The following is an 18,485-nucleotide window of genomic DNA, read 5'->3' as shown; positions in this document are numbered from 1 at the left end:
AGTGTCCCGCGGGTCCGCCCCTGCTGCGGTGGGGGTGGGGGGTCACGGTTTTGGGGGTTCGGGTTAGGCACTTGAGGGGGGGCCCCTCCTTTTGGGGGGGGGGGGGGGGGGGGGGGGGGGGGGGCGGCCCCGCCCCGCCCTCGACAGGTGGTCCTGAACGGCGCCCGGCCTGGCCCGGCCCGAGTCCGGCCCGGCGCCTACTGCGGCCAGGCGCCTACTGCGGGCGTCTGCCCACTACAGCCAGGCACCCACTACAGCCAGGCGCCCGCTACAGCCAGGCGCCCGCTACAGCCAGGCGCCCGCTGCGGGCGTGCGGCTACTGCGGCCAGGCGGCGTCGATGTCGGCGGCGGTCTTCTGGATCGACTGCCCCTCGGCGAACCAGGCGGTCAGCGACTTCCACTCCTGCCCGGCACCGATGGCGGCCGGCATCAGGTCGGAGCCGTCGAAGCGGAAGGTCGCCGCCGGGTCGGTCAGCGCGTCCGCCGACAGCCGGTCGATCGGGTCGGTGTACAGGCTCTTGTCCACGCCCTGGTTGGCCGAGACCCAGCCCGTCGCGGTCTTCACCCGGCTACTCGCCCAGTCCGAGCTGGACAGGTAGTTCTGCACCGCCTGCACCTCGGGCCGGCCGGAGAAGGCGGCCAGGAACTCGCCGCCGCCCTCGACCGGGTTGGGGATCGCCGGGTTCACCGCGGGCAGGTGGAAGGCGAACACGTCGCCGTCCGGGCCGACCTTGGTGTCCTTGGGCCACTGCGCCTCGTAGAACGACGCCTGCTGGAGCATGGCGCACTTGCCGGTGAGGACCGGCGCGCCCGCGTCCTGGAAGGTGGTGGTGGCGATCGACTTGACGTCGCCGTAACCGCCGTTGACCCAGGCCGGGTTCTGCATCCAGCCGGCGACGGTCTTCATCGCGGTGGTGATCTTCTCGTCGGAGAACTTCACCTGGTGGCCGACCCACTGGTCGTACACGTCACCGCCGTACGTGCCGAGCACCACCTCCTCCAGCCAGTCGGTGGCCGGCCAGCCGGTGGCCGTGCCCGAGGCGATGCCGCCGCACCAGGGTTTGGCACCACCGGACTTGGCGATCCGGTCGCTGAGCGCCATCAGGTCCGCCCAGGTCTTCGGCACCTCGTAGCCGCCCGCCTTGAAGGCCTTCGGCGAGTACCAGACCAGCGACTTCATGTTGGCGCTCATCGGCGCCGCGTAGAAGGTGCCGTTGACCGAGCCGTAGGTCTTCCAGATCGGACTCCACCGGTCCTCGTTGGTGACCGTCTGGGCGGGCGGCTTCACCACCTTGCCGCTCTTCACCATCTGCGCCAGCAGGCCCGGCTGCGGGATGATCGCGAAGTCCGGGGCGTTGCCGCCGGCCACCCGGACCGGCAGCTGGGACTCGAAGTCGTTCGAGCCCTCGTAACTGATCTTGATGCCGGTGCACTTGGCGAACTCGGCCCAGGACTTCTCCAGATTGTCCGACTCCGGGCTGAGGATCGAGGCGAACATCGTCACCGTGGTGCCCGAATGCCCGGCGTACGGCTGGTACTTGGCGCAGTCACCGGACAGTGACGGGGCCGCCGCGTCACCACCGCCACCCGAACCGCCGGAGCTGTTGGAGCAGGCCGCGGTCAGGGCCAGCGCCGCAAGCAGGGCGGGTACGGCGGCCAAGCGGCGGCCGGAACTACGGTGACCAGAACCGCGATAGCCGGAACTCTCGGACGGCGCGGTCGGGTTGAGGGTCAATGCGGTCCTCCTCGCCAGGGCATGCTGCCGACGGTGGGCTGAACGACATCGCGCTGTACCGGAGACGGGCGCACGGAGATCACGAAGGGCGACGGACGAACCGATCCGATGACGTTAACGCAGCCGCCAGCCGCCGCCAAGGTCCACGTCGACCTTCATCCGCCGACACCCCGACCGCGACCTCCGCGACCTCCGCCTCCGCGCGACAGATACGACGGCCCCGCCCGGAAACCCGAACGGGGCCACGCCTCTTGACCAACCGTCAGTACAGCCGGTGCAACCCTGGTTGACATCAGCGGTCGCCGAACCGCTCCGCCAACACCTCCTCGAAGGTCCCCCGGCCCACCGCCCGCTCCGGCGCGAGGTTCCCGCCCGCCCGCAGCGCCCGCCCCGAGGCCCCCGGCACCCGCACCGGCAGCAGCACCCGCCGCCGACCCGACGCCCGCAGGTACGCCTCGGCCAGCTCCCGGTACGGCCGCACCCGTGGCCCGCCCACCTCCGGCGCGTACCCGGCCGGCCCCTCCCCCACCAGCTCCGCGACCCGCGCGGCCACCTCCCGCACGTCCACCGGCTGGACGCTCGCCCCGCCAAGCACCGGGAACACCGGCAACCGCGCCGACACGTCGAAGATCCTCAGCAACAGGTCGTGGAACTGCGTCGCCCGCAGCACCGTCCACCCCAGCCCCGACTCCCGCACCACCCGCTCACAGGCGAGCTTCGCCCGGTAGTACGGGATCGGCACCCGGTCGACCCCGACGATCGACACGTACAGCAGGTGCCGCACCCCCGCCTTCCCGGCCTCCGCCACCAGCGTCCGGACCGCGGCCACGTCCTTGCGCCCCACCGTGGTCGCGCAGTCCACCACCACCTCGACCCCCGCCACCGCCCCGGCGATCCCCTCCCCGGTCACGAGGTCCCCGACCACCCACTCGACCCCCGCGCCCCCGCTCCGCACCCGCCGGCTCAGCCCCCGCACCGCCACCCCGCGCGCGACCAGCAGCCGCACCACCTCCCGCCCCAGGACCCCCGTCGCCCCGGTCACCAGCACCGTCCCCATCACCACACCACTCCTCCCGCCGAACACCGTCACCCCTACCGACCGCCCACCGCCCCCATCCGTGACATCGGCGTCCGCGAAGGTGCCCGGACAACGAGAAGAGGCGGGGCGAGGACGTGAAGTCCTCGCCCCGCCTCAGCGGTGGCTCACCCGCGCGGGGTCAGTTCCGGCGGTCAGCTGCAGCCGCTGGTGGAGCCGCAGCCCTCGCAGAGGTAGCAGCTGCCGGCGCGGCGCATCTTGGTGCCGCAGGAGAAGCAGAGCGGGGCGTCGGCGTTGAGGCCGAGCTGGATCTCCATCAGCTCCGTGGAGTTGTGGGCCTGCGCCGGGGAGGCCTTGGGGGCCTTGGGCGCCTCGACGGCGGGGGCCGGGGTGGCGACCACCGGGGCCGACTGGGCGAGCGACTCGGTGTCGAGCTCCTCGGACTCCAGCGGCTCGTAGGAGCCCGTGTCCAGGTGGCGCTGGCGCTCCTCGACGGAGTGGATGCCGAGCGCCGAGCGGGTCTCGAACGGCAGGAAGTCGAGCGCCAGGCGGCGGAAGATGTAGTCGACGATCGACTGCGCCATCCGCACGTCCGGGTCGTCGGTCAGACCGGCCGGCTCGAAGCGCATGTTGGTGAACTTCGAGACGTAGGTCTCCAGCGGCACGCCGTACTGCAGGCCGACCGAGACGGCGATGGAGAAGGCGTCCATCATGCCCGCGAGGGTCGAACCCTGCTTGGACATCTTGAGGAAGACCTCGCCGAGGCCGTCGTCCGGGTAGGAGTTGGCGGTCATGTAGCCCTCGGCGCCACCGACCGTGAAGGAGGTGGTGATGCCCGGGCGGCCCTTGGGCAGGCGCTTGCGGACCGGGCGGTACTCGACGACCTTCTGGACCGCGGCGGCCGGGGCCTCCTCGGCCTTGGCCTCGGATTCCTTCTTCTTCGCCGAGAGCGGCTGGCCGACCTTCGAGTTTTCGCGGTAGATGGCGAGCGCCTTGACGCCCATCTTCCACGCCTCGAAGTAGATCTCCTCGATGTCCTCGATGGTCGCGGAGGCCGGCATGTTGACGGTCTTGGAGATCGCGCCGGAGATCCAGGGCTGGATCGCGGCCATCATCCGGACGTGGCCCATGGCCGAGATGACCCGCTCGCCCATCGCGCAGTCGAAGACCTCGTAGTGCTCGGCCTTGAGGCCCGGGGCGTCCACCACGTTGCCGTGCTCGGCGATGTGGGCGACGACCGCCTCGATCTGCTCGTCCTGGTAGCCGAGGCGCTTGAGGGCGCGCGGGACGGTGCCGTTGACGATCTGCATCGAGCCGCCGCCGACGAGCTTCTTGAACTTGACGAGCGCCAGGTCCGGCTCGACTCCGGTGGTGTCGCAGTCCATCATCAGGCCGATGGTGCCGGTGGGGGCGAGCACCGAGGCCTGGGCGTTGCGGAAACCGTTCTGCGCGCCGATCCGCAGGACGTCCTGCCAGGTGTCGTTGGCCACGGCCCAGACCGGGGCGTCCAGCTCGTCGAGCGAGACGGCGGCGAGCGAGGCGTCCGCGTGCTGCTTCATGACCAGCTGGTGCGGGGCGGCGTTGCGGGCGTAGCCGTCGTACGGGCCGACGACGCCGGCGAGTTCGGCGCCGCGGCGGTAGGCGGTGCCGGTCATCAGCGAGGTGATGGCGCCGGCCAGGGCGCGGCCGCCCTCGCTGTCGTAGGCGTGGCCGGTGGCCATCAGCAGGGCGCCGAGGTTGGCGTAGCCGATGCCGAGCTGGCGGTAGGCGCGGGTGGTCTCGCCGATCTTCTCGGTGGGGAAGTCGGCGAAGCAGATGGAGATGTCCATCGCGGTGATGACCAGCTCGACGACCTTGGCGAAGGTGTCCGCGTCGAACGAGTCGTCGTCGCGCAGGAACTTCATCAGGTTCAGCGAGGCGAGGTTGCAGCTGGAGTTGTCCAGGTGCATGTACTCGGAGCAGGGGTTGGACGCGTTGATGCGGCCGGACTCCGGGCAGGTGTGCCAGTGGTTGATGGTGGAGTCGTACTGGATCCCGGGGTCGGCGCAGGCCCAGGCGGCCTCGGCCATCTTGCGGAACAGCTTCTTGGCGTCGACGGTCTCGATGACCTCGCCGGTCATCCGGGCGCGCAGGCCGAATTCGGTGCCGTTCTCGACGGCGGTCATGAATTCGTCGGAGACGCGGACGGAGTTGTTGGCGTTCTGGTACTGGACGGAGGTGATGTCGTCGCCGCCGAGGTCCATGTCGAAGCCGGCGTCGCGCAGGGCGCGGATCTTCTCCTCCTCCTTCACCTTGGTCTCGATGAAGGCCTCGACGTCGGGGTGGTCGACGTCGAGCACGACCATCTTGGCCGCGCGGCGGGTGGCGCCACCGGACTTGATGGTGCCGGCGGAGGCGTCGGCGCCGCGCATGAAGGAGACCGGGCCGGAGGCGTTGCCGCCGGAGGACAGCAGTTCCTTCGAGGAGCGGATGCGGGAGAGGTTGAGGCCGGCGCCGGAGCCGCCCTTGAAGATCATGCCCTCTTCCTTGTACCAGTCGAGGATCGACTCCATGGAGTCGTCGACGGACAGGATGAAGCAGGCGCTGACCTGCTGGGGCTGCTTGGTGCCGACGTTGAACCAGACCGGCGAGTTGAAGCTGAACACCTGGTGGAGGAGGGCGTGCGTCAGCTCGTGCTCGAAGATCTCGGCGTCGTCCTTGGTGGCGAAGTAGCCGTGCTTCTCGCCGGCGGCGCGGTAGGTGAGCACCACGCGGTCGATGATCTGCTTGAGGCTCCACTCGCGCTGGGGAGTGCCGACGGCGCCGCGGAAGTACTTGGACGTGACGATGTTGACGGCGTTGACCGACCAGAAGTCGGGGAACTCGACGCCGCGCTGCTCGAAGTTGATGGACCCGTCGCGCCAGTTGGTCATGACGACGTCGCGGCGCTCCCAGCGGACCTCGTCGTACGGGTGCACGCCAGGAGTGGTGTAGATGCGCCCGATCGGCAGACCGCCCTTGGGGGCCTTGCCGCCGCCCTTGGCCGTGGTCTTGTCGGACTTCGACCCGCGTGCGGAACCGCTCGTGGTGTCTGTCACTTCTTCCTCCTCCTGGGCAAACGCCCGAAGTGCCCTGAAAAGTCCGGGCACCGCTGGTTCGTTCTTCCGGTGTGCGGGCAGGCCGAGACCTCGCCTGCTTGCGCACGGTTTGTTGTGTTCTGTGCCCTTTTTCCGGGCATGCGTGGGCCCCGTGGGACCCGTGGTGCAGCAAGGCCCGCCAGGGGGCCGGGTGCCGGCGCCTCCTAGGGCGCGGCGGCGGCGACGGGCACGCAGGTGCCGTCCGCCTCGGGGACGGGCCGTTCGGCGCGGAGTTCCGCGATGGCGGCCTCGAAGTCTTCCAGTCCGTCGTACGCCTGGTACACGCTGGCGAAGCGCAGGAAGGCGACCACGTCGAGTTCCTTGAGCGGGCCGAGTATGGCCAGCCCGACGTCGTGGGTGGTCAGCTCGGCGTTGCCGGTGGCGCGCACGCACTCCTCGACCCGCTGGCCGAGCTGGGCGAGGGCGTCCTCGGTGACCGGGCGGCCCTGACAGGCCTTGCGGACGCCGGTGATGACCTTCTCCCGGGAGAAGGGCTCGGTGACCCCGCTGCGCTTGATGACCATCAGTGCGGCCGTCTCCACGGTGGTGAAGCGGCGGCCGCAGTCCGGGCACTGCCGACGACGGCGGATCGAGCTGCCGTCCTCATTGGTCCGGCTGTCGACAACACGGCTGTCGGAGTGCCGGCAGAAGGGGCAGTGCACCTGAGGATCCCTCCCTGGCAGGACGTGCGGACCTGTTGAGTCTATGCGATGCGACCCCGGCCTCGGCAAGCTGATCATGCGCCGTAACCACTAGTACTGGGCACGGAGAGGACTGTAACCACTAGATGTAGGTCTCCGGGGGAAGCGACACCCCTGGCGTGTCGGCACCGATTAGACTGCCGAAGTCGAGATCCGATCGAACATTTACTCGATGCACAGTCTCGATGTACAGCAAAGCCTTGATCGAGTCAGCCAACTCTCGAATAATTCACTCGAACGTGTGTTTGGCGCAACCTTTCGATAGGAGGGGCGTTGGGCTGGAAAAGGGGAGAGGACAGCCGTCGAGAGGGGCCGCCGTGAACACCATCGAAAGCAACACCATCCCGGTGCAGGAACACTCCCAGTTCAAGGTGGGGCAGCGCACCACGAATCAGCAGAGCGTGGACATCAGCATGGACCGTAGCGAAGACCAGCGCCTCTCCGGCCCGGCCCTTTCCAGCACGGGCCGCGTTCCCGACCAGCCGATCGAACACTCCCCCGCGATCGACGACGCCCACCAGGCGCCCACCCGCGCGCTGCCCGGCCGCCCCCCCGGCATCCGCACCGACGAGGCCGGTCTCACCGAACGCCAGCGCCGCGTGATCGAGGTCATCCGGGACTCCGTCCAGCGCCGCGGCTACCCGCCGTCCATGCGCGAGATCGGCCAGGCCGTCGGCCTGTCCAGCACCTCCTCGGTCGCCCACCAGCTGATGGCCCTGGAACGCAAGGGCTTCCTGCGCCGCGACCCGCACCGCCCGCGCGCCTACGAGGTCCGCGGCGTCGAGGTGGCCCGCCCGAACACCGCCGAGACGGCCGGCCGGCCGTCCACCTCGTACGTGCCGCTGGTCGGCCGGATCGCCGCCGGCGGCCCGATCCTGGCCGAGCAGACGGTCGAGGACGTCTTCCCGCTGCCCCGCCAGCTGGTCGGCGAGGGCGAGCTGTTCGCGCTCACCGTGCGCGGCGACTCGATGATCGAGGCGGCCATCTGCGACGGCGACTGGGTCACCGTGCGCCGCCAGCCGGTCGCCGAGAACGGCGACATCGTGGCCGCGATGATCGACGGCGAGGCCACGGTCAAGCGGCTCAAGCGAGAGGACGGCCGGATCTGGCTGATGCCGCACAACCCGGCGTACGAGCCGATCAACGGCGACAACGCGACCATCCTGGGCAAGGTCGTCGCGGTCCTGCGCCGCCTCTGACGCCTCGCGCGCACCCAGCGGGAAGGGGCTCCACCGCGTGGTCGCGGGGAGCCCCTCCGGCGTCTCCGGGGGCTTCCGGGCCCCGCCTCGGCCCCCAGGGGGGCTGGACGGAGCCCCGGATCACCGCACCGCTCAGCCCCGCTTCACCACCGGCTTGACCGGCGGCGCCGAGGCGTCGATCGCCGCCAGCGAGCGGCGCACCTGGTTGCGGTCCGTGGTGTACCAGAACTCCGGCATCGAGGAGCGGAAGAAGCTCCCGTACCGCTTGGTCTCCACCCGCGGGTCGAGCACCGCGACCACGCCCCGGTCCTCGGCCGCGCGCACCAGCCGGCCGGCGCCCTGCGCCATCAGCAGCGCCGCGTGCGTCGCCGCGACGGCCATGAAGCCGTTCCCGCCGCGCTGTTCGACGTCCTTCTGGCGGGCGCTCATCAGCGGGTCGTCCGGCCGGGGGAACGGGATGCGGTCCATCACGACCAGCTGGCAGGCCGAGCCGGGCACGTCCACGCCCTGCCAGAGCGAGAGCGTGCCGAACAGGCAGGTGGACGCGTCCGAGGCGAACTCCCGGATCAACTCGCCCAGGGTGTCCTCCCCCTGGAGCAGGATCCGGTTGTCCAGCCGCTCCCGCAGCGCCTCGGCGGCCGTCTGGGCGCCGCGCATCGAGGAGAACAGGCCCAGCGTGCGCCCGCCGGCCGCGCCGATCAGCTCCGCCAACTCGTCCAGCATGTCGGGCCGTTCGGGATCTCGGCCGGGATCGGCGAGGTGCCGGGCGACGTACAGGATGCCCTGCTTGGGGTACTTGAACGGCGAGCCGACGTCGATGCCGCGCCAGTGCGGCACCGCGTCCTCGCCGAACCCGGAACCGGAACCGGAACCGGACCCGGACCCGGACCCGGACCCGGCCGAAGGATTGTCCCCGGGGGTGCGCTGGTCCGGCAGCCGGGAGTCCGAGGGCAGGCCGACGGAGGCGGCGACGCCGTTGAAGTCCCCGCCGAGCTTGAGGGTGGCCGAGGTGAGCACCACCGAGCGCTCCTTGTAGAGGCCCTCGCGCAGCAGCCCGGAGACGCTGAGCGGCGCGACCCGCAGCGAGCCGGTGCCCATGCCGAAGCGGTCGCTGCGCTCGATCCAGACCACGTCGTACTCGGAGTCCTCCAGCAGCCGCTCGGCGGTCTCGTGCAGCGACTCGGCGGAGGCCATCGCCTGCTTGCGGACGGCGTCCTCGTCGCTGAGCCCCTTGTCGCGGGTCTCGCCGAGCGAGCTGATCACCTGGCGGGCGGCGTCCCGGATCGAGGTGACCGCGTACGCCAGGTACTCGGGCAGTTCCTCGACCCGGCCGGGCTGGGCGGTCTCCATCAGGCCGTGGTAGTTCTCGGCGGCGGCCTGCAAGGCGTCCACGGCCTTCTCGTTGGCGAGCCGGGCGGCGCGCTTGACCGCCCGGTTGACCGCGCCGACGGTCAGCTCGGCGGTGGCCGCGCCGGTGACCCGGTTGACCAGTTCGTGCGCCTCGTCGACGATCAGCAGCCCGTGCTCGGGCAGCACCGGCGCGCCCTCGATCGCGTCGATCGCGAGCATCGCGTGGTTGGTGACCACGACGTCGGCCAGTTTGGCCCGCTCCCGGGCCTTCTCGGCGAAGCACTCCTGCCCGTACGCGCAGCGGGTGGCGCCCAGGCACTCCTTGGAGGTGACCGCCAGCTGGGCCCAGGCCTTGTCGGAGACGCCGGGGCTGAGGTCGTCCCGGTCCCCGGTGTCGCTCTCGTCGGCCCACTCGCGCAGCCGCAGCACGTCCTGCCCGAGCTTGCTGGCGGGCCCGCCGAGCGCCTCGGCCGCGTCGAACAGGCCCTCGCCCTCGTCGCTCGGGGTGCCCTCGTTGGCCCGGTGCAGGCACAGGTAGTTGGAGCGGCCCTTGAGCATCGCGAACAGCGGGCGGCGGCGCAGCACCGGGTGCAGCGCCTCGACCGTGCGCGGCAAGTCCCGTTCGACGAGCTGGCGTTGCAGCGCCAGGGTGGCGGTGGCGACCACCACGCGGTCCCCGTGGGCGAGCGCGGGCACCAGGTAGGCGAGGGACTTCCCGGTGCCGGTGCCGGCCTGGACGAGCAGGTGCTCGGCGTTGTCGACGGCGTCGGCGACGGCCTCGGCCATCCGGAGCTGACCGGGGCGCTCGACGCCGCCGACGGCCGCCACCGCGGCGTGCAGCAGGTCGGGGATGCGGGAGCGCGGAACGGCGACGGCTTCCTCGACGTCGGCGGCGGCGCCGCCGTCCTCGCCAGGGAGCTCGGTCTCGCCGGGGAGCTGGGTTTCGGAGTCGTTCGTCATGACCCTCCCAGCCTACGGGGCTGGGGTGACAATCCGGCTCCGTCGCCCGGGAAGATCCGCCTCCAGGGTCACCAGGGCGTTGGGGACGGTCCCGTACCGGGCGGCGTGCGGGCGGTGCGGGCGGTCCTGGTAGCCGTCGAGCAGCAGCCGGTTGCGGTTGAGGCAGAGCCGGTCGATCCGCGGCCGGAACAGGTCGAACAACTCGAAGCGCTCGCCCAGGCCGGGGAAGCGGTCCTGGTAGCGGCGGATCTCGGCCCGCAGCAGGGCCCAGAACTCGGCCTCGGGCAGCCCGGTCTGCGCCTCCAGCAGCGGGGCGAGGTAGCGCAGGACGCCGATGAACAGCCCGGAGTGGAGGAACTGGCAGAGCCCCTGCGGGCCGTCCCGCAGCAGGACGTCGTCGACCTCGGCGGGCAGGTCGCGCAGTTCGGGCAGGTCCTGGTCGCTGAGGTTGACGTCGTCGACGAAGTCCTTGACCGCGAGCCGGGTCGGCGCGTCGTGCTCGTCGAAGACGACGATGGCGTTCTCGCCGTGCGGGGAGAAGACCAGCCCGTACCGGTAGAGGAAGTGCAGCAGCGGCGGCAGCACGGCGCCGAACAGCCGGCCGGTCCAGGCGGCGGGGGTGAGCCCGGAGCGGGCGATCAGTTCGGCGGCGAGCGCCCGGCCGTCGGAGCCGGTCTGCAGCAGGGCGGCCAGGGTGCGGGCGCGTTCGCCGCCGGCCAGGAAGGGGCCGAGCGGTTCGCGCCAGATCGCGCCGAGGAGTTCCTTGTACTGGTAGGGCGCCTCGGGCAGCTCGCGGTAGAGCGGGTGGTCGACGGTGACGGAGGCGATCTCGCCGAGCAGGATCACCCGGCACTCGTCGCGCAGGTAGGGGTCGGCGTCGCGCAGGCCGTGGATCCAGGCGGTGACGGCGGGCGCGGCGAGGGTGCGTTCGGTGGGCAGACCGCGCCAGACCAGGGTGTTGAGGACGGACAGCGGCAGTTTGACGGTGCAGCGCTCGGGGTGGGCGGTGTTGAAGAAGGAGCGGATGGACTGCTGGGGCAGCCGTGGGTCGCCGTCGGAGGGCAGCGGGACGATCTCGCCGGAGGCGATCCAGGGCGCGAACAGCGGGACGATCGTCTCGTCCCACTGCCAGGGGTGGACGGGCAGCAGCAGGTAGTCGGCGGCGGCCGGGCCGAGGGCGGCGCGCAGCGCGTCCGGGTCGTCGAGTTCGCGGGCGTACAGCTGCTCGGGCCGCTCCAGGCCGGGCACGCCGCGGTACTCGGCGAGCCGGCGGTGGACGGCGATCCAGGGCAGCGGGCGCGGGGTGCGGGCCTCCGGGGCCCAGCGGGCGGCGTCGGTGGCGGAGAAGCCGATCCGGCCCTTGTTGGGGACGATCCAGGGGTGGCCGTCCTGGCGGCCCTCCAGGGCGGGGTGGTCGAGGTCGGCGAGTTCGGCGGCGGTGAGCGCGGTGGCGAGCTGGTGCGCGTCGGCGGTCAGGGTGGCGGTGAGTTCGCGGATCAGGTGGCCGGTGGTCTCGCCGCGCAGGCCGAGGGCGTGCCGGGCGTGCGGGAGGAAGCGCAGCGGGTCGAGGCCGTCCGGGTCGGAGCAGCGGACCGACTCCGGGTCGACCCGCCAGCTTCCGTACGCGCCGCGGCGGGCGGTGAAGCGGTACTCGGCCTCGGGCAGCCAGAGCAGGTACTCGCCGTCGGAGGCGGCGCGGACGGGGGTGAGCAGTTCCTCGTAGGCGAACTCGCCGAGCATCTTGGCCAGCAGGGCGCGCCCGGCCCGCCGCCAGTGCCCGGCGGTCAGGTGCGGGGGCAGGTACAACGGCGGTTCAGCGGCCGACGGTTGCGGCACGGGTCAGCTCCTGGGGACGGGGGATGGCGGGGGTGCTCTCGGTGGGGGTGCCCTCGGCAACAGCCGCGGCGGCGCCCGCGGCAGCGCCCGCAGCGGCGGGGGCGGTCCCGGGCGGCGCGAAGCCGGTCCAGGCGGTGCGGGCGGGCAGCCGGTGGACGGTCCGGCCGGTGACGGCGTTGAGGATGACGGCGGCCCGGTGGGCGCCGAGCCCCAGGTCGGGGGCGCCGACGCCGTGGGTGTGCAGTTCGGCGTTCTGGACGTAGAGGCCGCCGGTGAGTTCGGGCCGGGTGGCGACCCGGTGGTCGAGGTCGACCCGGTAGCGCCCGTCCCCGTCCCAGTCGATCAGCCGGGCGAGTGGTTCGAGCGCGGTCGGCCGGGCGGCCCGGTAGCCGGTGGCGAGCACCACGGCGTCGGTGCGCAGGACGTGTTCGACGCCGGAGTCGCCGTGCCGGCAGTGCAGTTCGAGGCCGCCGCAGGGGCCGGGGCGGGCTTCGGTGACGGCGGTGCCGGGGGTGATGTCGACCGGGGCGGTGTCGATCGGGCGGCCGATGGTGCGTTCGTAGAGGTGGTCGTGGATCTCGGCGAGGGTTTCGGCGCTGGCGGCCTTGTGCAGTTGCCACTGGGCGGCGACCAGCGCGTCCCGGACGGGTTCGGGCAGGCTGTGGAAGTAGTGGGTGTAGTCGGGGGTGAAGTGCTCCAGGCCGAGCTTGGAGTACTCCATCGGCGCGAGCGCCCTGGTCCGGGTGAGCCAGCGCAGCCGGACGCCGTCGCCGTCGTGGCGCCGGAGCAGGTCGAGGAAGACCTCGGCGCCGGACTGCCCGCTGCCGACCACGGTGATGTCCCGGGCGCCGGCGAGGTCGCCGCGGCGGTCCAGGTAGTCGGCGGAGTGGAAGGCGCGCGGGTGGCCGTCGAGGGCGGTGAAGGCCGCGGGCAGGACGGGCCGGGTGCCGACGCCGAGGGCGAGGTTGCGGGCGTGCACCTCGGTCCGCCGCCCGGTCGCGGTGTCGGTCAGCTCGGCCCGGAAGTGCGGGGCTTCCCAGTGCAGGGCGGTGACCTCGGTGCCGAAGCGGCAGTTGGCGAGCCGTTCGGCGGCCCACCGGCAGTAGTGGTCGTACTCGCGGCGGGGCAGTTGGAAGCGCTCGGCGAAGTAGAACGGGAAGAGCCGGTCCTGGTCGCGCAGGTAGTTGAGGAAGGACCAGGGGTTGGTCGGGTCGACGAGGGAGACCAGGTCGGCGAGGAACGGCACCTGCATCCGGGCCCCGTCCACCAGCATGCCGGGGTGCCAGCGGAACTCCGGGCGCTGGTCGCAGAAGAGCGTGCGCAGGCCGGGGACGGGCGCGGCGAGCGCGGCGAGCGAGAGGTTGAAGGGGCCGATGCCGACGCCGAGCAGGTCGTACGGCGGCTGGGGTGCTGGGGTGTCCACGGGGGTGTCCTAGGCGACGAAGGGGACGCGGGCACGGACCATCAGGGCGGCGCGCTTGTCGGGCAGGTCGAGTTCGGTGTCCAGCCGGAATCCGGCCTGTTCGAAGGCCCGGACGGAGCGCCGGTTGCGGACGTCCGGTTCGGCGACGACCCGTTCGCAGCGGGGCCGTTGCCGCAGGATCCGCTCGGCGAGGGCGGCCAGCAGGACGGCGCCGAGGCCCCGGCCGCGGCTCTCGGCGGGGCCGATCAGGAGGTGGACGCCGGTGTCGTGCGGCCGGGCCGGGTAGTGCCGGGCGAGCGGGTCGAGGTCGGCGCGGTAGACCTCCCAGTAGCTCGTCGCGGCGCCGTCGAGCAGGCCGAGGCAGGGCACGCTGCGGCCGTCGCCGTCGAGTTGGGCCCGGAGGTGCCGTTCGGTGGCGTCGGGCGGCCCGGCGAGCCGCCAGAACGCGGCGATCTCGGGGTCGTTCATCCACCCGGCGAGCAGGTCCAGGTCGGTGGGCAGTCGGACCGGGCTGAGCCGGAACTCGCCGGCCGGGGTGGGGATCGCGCCCCATCCCGGCGGGTCGTCGAGCAGGCTCATGCGCCCGCCAGCGGGTTGGGGATGTCCACGTAGACGGACTGGGTGGCGACCGGGCCGACCAGTTCGTCCAGGCCGTTGATCCGGGTGAGCAGGTTGGCCTTGCAGGGCAGGGTGGGCGCGTCGAGCAGCAGCCCGGGCAGCGCCGAGCCGGTGGCGGCGGCCCGCGGGCCGGCCAGGAAGCGGCGCAGCCCGGCCAGCAGCACGGTCTCGTCGGCGAGCCCCTGGCTGCCGAAGGCGCCGACCAGGCCGAGGACGTGGTTGATGCCGAGGTAGTAGGCGAAGTGGTGGTCGATCACCTCGTCGGGCAGGAAGGTGTCGCTGTGCTCGCCGAGCCCGGGCAGCCGCGCGGTGAGCCGGTCGGCGGCGCTCTCCCGGTAGTAGTAGCCCTGGTTGTCGCGGTAGCGGCCGCCGCTGGGCCAGCCGTCGGCGTCGAGCAGGACGAGGCTGTTCTGCTGGTGCGCCTCCAGGGCGATGCCGGCCGTGCCGTCCAGCCAGAGGACGGGCAGTACGACGGCGTCCAGGTAGCGCAGGAACCATTCGGCGGCGACGGTCCGCAGCGGGCGGCCGCAGCGGACGGCGAGCGCCCGCAGGGTGTCGCCGAGCCGGGACGGCACGGTGTCGCCGGTGCCGAGCGGCTGTTCGGCGACCAGCCCGGCGACGCACAGCGCGCGGTCGGCGGGGGCGAAGGGCTGGGCGCGCAGCACGGTGTCCAGGCCGCCCGGGTCGCCGAGGGCGGGGTGGTCGACGCCGATCCAGGCCGGGTCGCGGACGATGTCGAAGCCGGGGTGGGCACGGTGCCATTCGGCGGCCAGGCCGCTCTCCAGCAGCCGGTGCACCTCCAGGCCGCGGTGGAGTTCCTTGCGCAGGTTCTCCCGGCGGGAGTTGGTGATCCGCAGGCCGAGCGAGAGCTTGAGCATCCAGGGGGTGCCGGGGCGGTAGACGGTGCGCACCGAGGAGGTGGGGTACCAGGGTTCGCCGGCCGGGCCGAGGTCGTGCAGCAGCCCGTCGGCGAGCAGGGCGGCGACGGCCGGGCGGTGGGCGAGTTCGCGGGCCTGCCAGGGGTGCAGCGGCAGGGCGGCGGTGCCGGGCGGCAGGGCGGCGTGGTCGCCGAGCAGGTCCGCGGTGATCCGGTCGGCGCTGTCGGTGAGGGCGGAGCCGGCGGCGAGCAGGTCGCGGTGGACCGCGTACCAGTGGAGTTGGAAGGAGCCGTGCAGTTCGGGCGAGTAGGCGGCGCTCTGGGCCGGGCCGAGGCCGTCGCGGCTCTTCGGGGTGGGGTGCAGCGGGTGGCCGAGCAGCAGGGACTGTTCGGCGGCGAGGAAGTGCGAGCGTTCCGGGCCGCCGGCGGGGGCGGCGGTGCGGCGGTGGGCGAGGATGTCGGCGGTGCGGACGACCGAGTCGGCGACCCGGGCGGCGAGGTCGGCGACCTGCCCGGGGTCGGGGCGGTCGGCGGCCGCGGCGGCGAGCAGCGCGGCGGTGGTGACGGCGTCCACGGGGGCGTCGGCGGTGCCCTCCCCGGCGGAGAGGACGGCGGGGCCGAACCGGTGCCAGCCGCCGGGCGACCAGTAGCGGACGGGGGCGGAGAGCCGGGCGGCGCCGCCGAGGACGGCGATCCGCAGCCGGCCGTCGGGGCCGGGGCGGGCGCCGGTCTCGCGCGTCCAGCAGCGCAGCAGGGCTTCCAGGGCGGCCTGTTCGGCGGCGACGGCGGGGTCCGGGTGCAGCAGCGGATCGGGCTCGGCCGGCCGGTCCGCGTGCAGCAGCGGGGCGGGCGGGGCTCCGGTGAGGGCGGTGCTCAAGGCTGCTCCTTGGGGCGCGTGGGGGTGCGGACGCGCGCGGGTGGTGGAGAGGATCGGCGGGCGCTCGCACCGTCGCGTCAGGTAAGGGTTACCTATCCCTGACGGGTGATCACAAGGTCGGCTCACTCGTCCGGGTGAAGATCGGGGATTGTCCGCGTCCGGCGCGCGGGGCCCTGCTGGGTCGGCGGGCCGATCGTGGCCACGTCACGGATCGGTGACCTCCGGTCAGGGCCGCAACCCGGGGGGCGGCCGCCGCCGTCCTGGTGACCGGTGGAAGACTCCACAGCGGCGAGTCGCCGCACGACAGCCCGATCGAGCACAGGGGGAAGCGCACACATGCCATCGATCCACCGGTCAGCCATGGCCGTCGCCCTCGTCACGGGGACGCTGCTCGCGGCGAGCGCCTGCGGGCCGGACGGTCCGGCGGGCGACGGGGGCGGCAGCGCCGCGCCGCCGCCCGCGTCCAGCACCGCCGCCCCGGGGAGCGGCGTGATCGGCGGGATCACCCTCCCGTCGGGCATCCCGACCAGCCTGCTGGAGGGCCTGCCGAAGTCCTGGGACGACCTGAAGAAGTGGAAGTTCGAGGACTGGGACTCGTGGGCGTCCAAGCACGTCTTCAACAACCCGGTGGTGAAGGACTTCTGGAACCCGGACAAGATGGGCGACTCCAAGCCCGCCGATCCGGCCCCGCCCACCGCCAAGCCGGCCGCCGACAACGGCGTGACGGACCCGGACCCGCCGGTGGTCAAGGCCGTGCCGGTGCCCCGCCCGTACACCAAGCAGCCGTCCGGGAAGGTGTTCTTCAGCGCCCAGGGCGGCCGGGGCAACTGCTCGGCGACGGTGATCACCGACCCGCAGCACCCCGGCAAGAGCAATCTGGTCTGGACGGCCGGCCACTGCGTGCACGCGGGCAAGGGCGGCGACTTCTTCAAGGACCTGGTCTTCGTGCCCGCCTACAACAACTCGGGCGCCTCCAGCGGCGGCAAGAAGGCCCCGCTGTCCGAACTGGCCCCGCTGGGCACCTGGTGGGCCGACCTGGTCACCACCTCGCCGCAGTGGATGGTCGAGGGCGGCGGCACCGGTGACGCCGCGAACCAGTACGACTTCGCCGTCATGCGGGTGCACAACCAGAACGACTCCGGCAAGTCGCTGGAGGAGACGGTCGGTTCGGCCGTCCCGGTCTGGTTCGACGCCCCGCGCGACAAGATGTCCGTCGCGGCGGTCGGCTACCCGCTCTACAAGCCGTTCGACGGCCAGGAGCTGTACAAGTGCGACGGCGGCAAGCCGACCCGGCTGTCGTTCGACGCCAAGCGCCCGTCGATGCTCACCATCGGCTGCAACATGACCCAGGGCTCCAGCGGCGGCGGCTGGTTCGCCACCATGCCGGACGGGAAGACCGCCCTGGTCAGCAACACGTCCATCGGCACCGAGGACCACACCTCGCTGAGCGGCCCGTACCTGGAGACGGTCGCCAAGCAGGCGCTGGACTGGATCTCCAAGAAGCCGTAGGCCCTTTCCGGTCGGACCGGACCAAGCCGTACGGGCGGCGGAGGCCGCCCCCGGGGGACGATGCAGCATGCCGAAGCACACCGGCCGCGGACCGCGGCGCCGATCCGGACCGACCGGCGCCGCGGTGCTCGCCGTGCTCGCGCTCGCCGCGACCGCCTGCGGGCCGGACGACTCCGGCGCCACGGCGGCCGCACCGCCGCCCGCCCTCCCCACGTCGGCCCCCACCAGCCTGGGCGACCTGACGGGCTGGAAGGTGGAGGACTGGGCCCGGTTCGTCTCCGGCAGCGGCTTCGCCAACGAGGTGGCCCCGGGCTTCTGGTCGACCACCCGGATGGCCGCCGCCAAGGGGCGGGCCACCCCGGAGTACCCGCTCACCGCCGCACCGGACGACGGCCGGCCGGACGCCCCGCCCGCGGCCGTCGCGGCCACGCCGCAGCCGCACCCGTACGGCCCGGCCACCGCCGTGGTCGGACGGCTCTTCGTCACCACGCCCCAGGGCGACGCGGCCTGCTCCGCGACGGTGGTCTCCGACCCGGCCAACCCGGGCCGCAGCAACCTCGTCTACACCGCCGCGCACTGCCTGCACGACGGCAAGGGCGGCGGCTGGCTGCGGAACATCACCTTCGTGCCCGGTTTCAACCGGGACGGCCAGGCGGCCCGCGGCAAACCGCTCGCCGAGCAGCAGGCCGCCCCGTACGGCCGGTGGGCGGCGGTGCGCGCGCTGGTGTCGCCGACCTGGCTCGGGGAGGGCGGCGTCGGCGCCCACCACCAGTACGACTACGGGATCATCCGGGTGCGCGGCGAGGGCGGCTCCGGCGCGTCGCTGGAGGAGGCGGTCGGCGGCTCGGTCCCGGTCTGGTTCAACGCCCCGCGCGAGCAGATCGGCTCGGCGGCCGCCTACGGCTACCCGACCGATCGGCCGTTCGACGGCCTGGAGCTCTCCCGCTGCGAGCCCCCGGTCCCGCCGGCCAGGCTCTCCCCCGACCGGAGCCGCCCGCCGATGTACGTCACCGGCTGCACCGTGACCGGCGGCTCCAGCGGCGGCGGCTGGTTCATCACCAAGGACGGCAAGCCCAACCTGATCAGCGTCACCGCGATCGGCAGCCGCAACCCGCCCGGGTACCTGGCCGGCCCCTCGCTGCAGGACCAGGCGAAGCAGGCCTTCGACTACTTCGCCAAGAACGTGAAGTAGCCCGCACGCCCACACCCACACGCCCACAGGCCCACACGCCCACAGGCCCGCAGGCC

12 protein-coding genes are annotated in these 18,485 nt (G+C 72.8%); 3 read left to right on the top strand and 9 right to left on the bottom strand.

Annotated features, from left to right (window positions below; genetic code table 11):
* Positions 1 to 316 precede the first annotated feature (316 nt).
* The 4 genes from ACFWPT_RS08735 to nrdR all read right to left on the bottom strand — a co-directional run bounded on the left by ACFWPT_RS08735 (position 317) and on the right by nrdR (position 6,549).
* Complete coding sequence (locus ACFWPT_RS08735; protein ID WP_363374333.1) at positions 317 to 1,660, bottom strand: ABC transporter substrate-binding protein; 1,344 nt, start codon at positions 1,658 to 1,660, stop codon at positions 317 to 319.
* A gap of 367 nt (positions 1,661 to 2,027) precedes the next feature.
* A complete protein-coding gene (locus ACFWPT_RS08730) occupies positions 2,028 to 2,792 on the bottom strand; it encodes an SDR family oxidoreductase (protein ID WP_380378868.1) in 765 nt (254 codons plus the stop codon).
* Between the two features lie 173 nt (positions 2,793 to 2,965).
* Complete coding sequence (locus tag ACFWPT_RS08725; protein ID WP_380378869.1) at positions 2,966 to 5,848, bottom strand: vitamin B12-dependent ribonucleotide reductase; 2,883 nt, start codon at positions 5,846 to 5,848, stop codon at positions 2,966 to 2,968.
* 203 nt (positions 5,849 to 6,051) lie between these two features.
* Positions 6,052 to 6,549: a transcriptional regulator NrdR gene (gene nrdR, locus ACFWPT_RS08720; RefSeq protein WP_063349343.1), complete on the bottom strand. Its 498-nt coding sequence runs from the start codon at positions 6,547 to 6,549 to the stop codon at positions 6,052 to 6,054.
* A gap of 356 nt (positions 6,550 to 6,905) precedes the next feature.
* Here nrdR and lexA point away from each other — a divergent pair, with 356 nt between their 5' ends.
* Positions 6,906 to 7,787 (top strand): transcriptional repressor LexA, encoded by an 882-nt coding sequence (lexA, locus tag ACFWPT_RS08715; protein ID WP_380336391.1) that lies wholly within the window; start codon positions 6,906 to 6,908, stop codon positions 7,785 to 7,787.
* Between the two features lie 132 nt (positions 7,788 to 7,919).
* Here lexA and ACFWPT_RS08710 read toward each other — a convergent pair whose 3' ends face one another.
* From ACFWPT_RS08710 to ACFWPT_RS08690, 5 genes are read right to left on the bottom strand one after another with little or no spacing between them, the layout of a single operon-like run.
* A complete protein-coding gene (locus ACFWPT_RS08710; protein WP_380480638.1) occupies positions 7,920 to 10,097 on the bottom strand; it encodes an ATP-dependent DNA helicase in 2,178 nt (725 codons plus the stop codon).
* 12 nt (positions 10,098 to 10,109) lie between these two features.
* Complete coding sequence (locus tag ACFWPT_RS08705; RefSeq protein ID WP_380336397.1) at positions 10,110 to 11,933, bottom strand: IucA/IucC family protein; 1,824 nt, start codon at positions 11,931 to 11,933, stop codon at positions 10,110 to 10,112.
* Positions 11,911 to 13,356, bottom strand: a complete 1,446-nt coding sequence (locus ACFWPT_RS08700) for a lysine N(6)-hydroxylase/L-ornithine N(5)-oxygenase family protein (RefSeq protein WP_380480636.1) — start codon at positions 13,354 to 13,356, stop codon at positions 11,911 to 11,913. The genes ACFWPT_RS08705 and ACFWPT_RS08700 overlap by 23 nt, the downstream gene beginning before the upstream one ends.
* 9 nt (positions 13,357 to 13,365) lie before the next feature.
* The gene (locus tag ACFWPT_RS08695) at positions 13,366 to 13,935 is read right to left on the bottom strand and encodes a GNAT family N-acetyltransferase (protein WP_380378876.1); all 570 of its coding nucleotides are present in this window, start codon (positions 13,933 to 13,935) and stop codon (positions 13,366 to 13,368) included.
* Positions 13,932 to 15,728, bottom strand: coding sequence for an IucA/IucC family protein (locus tag ACFWPT_RS08690; protein WP_380378877.1), 1,797 nt, complete (start codon positions 15,726 to 15,728; stop codon positions 13,932 to 13,934). The genes ACFWPT_RS08695 and ACFWPT_RS08690 overlap by 4 nt, the downstream gene beginning before the upstream one ends.
* 336 nt (positions 15,729 to 16,064) lie before the next feature.
* Between ACFWPT_RS08690 and ACFWPT_RS08685 the strand changes: the two genes are divergently transcribed.
* Together ACFWPT_RS08685 and ACFWPT_RS08680 are read left to right on the top strand one after the other, a co-directional pair.
* Positions 16,065 to 17,237, top strand: coding sequence for a trypsin-like serine peptidase (locus ACFWPT_RS08685; protein ID WP_380378879.1), 1,173 nt, complete (start codon positions 16,065 to 16,067; stop codon positions 17,235 to 17,237).
* Between the two features lie 67 nt (positions 17,238 to 17,304).
* Positions 17,305 to 18,429 (top strand): trypsin-like serine peptidase, encoded by a 1,125-nt coding sequence (locus ACFWPT_RS08680; protein ID WP_380378881.1) that lies wholly within the window; start codon positions 17,305 to 17,307, stop codon positions 18,427 to 18,429.
* Positions 18,430 to 18,485 lie beyond the last annotated feature (56 nt).

The sequence above is a fragment of the Kitasatospora sp. NPDC058478 genome (genome assembly GCF_042720345.1).
Taxonomy (GTDB): domain Bacteria; phylum Actinomycetota; class Actinomycetes; order Streptomycetales; family Streptomycetaceae; genus Kitasatospora.
This window is presented reverse-complemented; position numbering and strand designations above follow the sequence as displayed.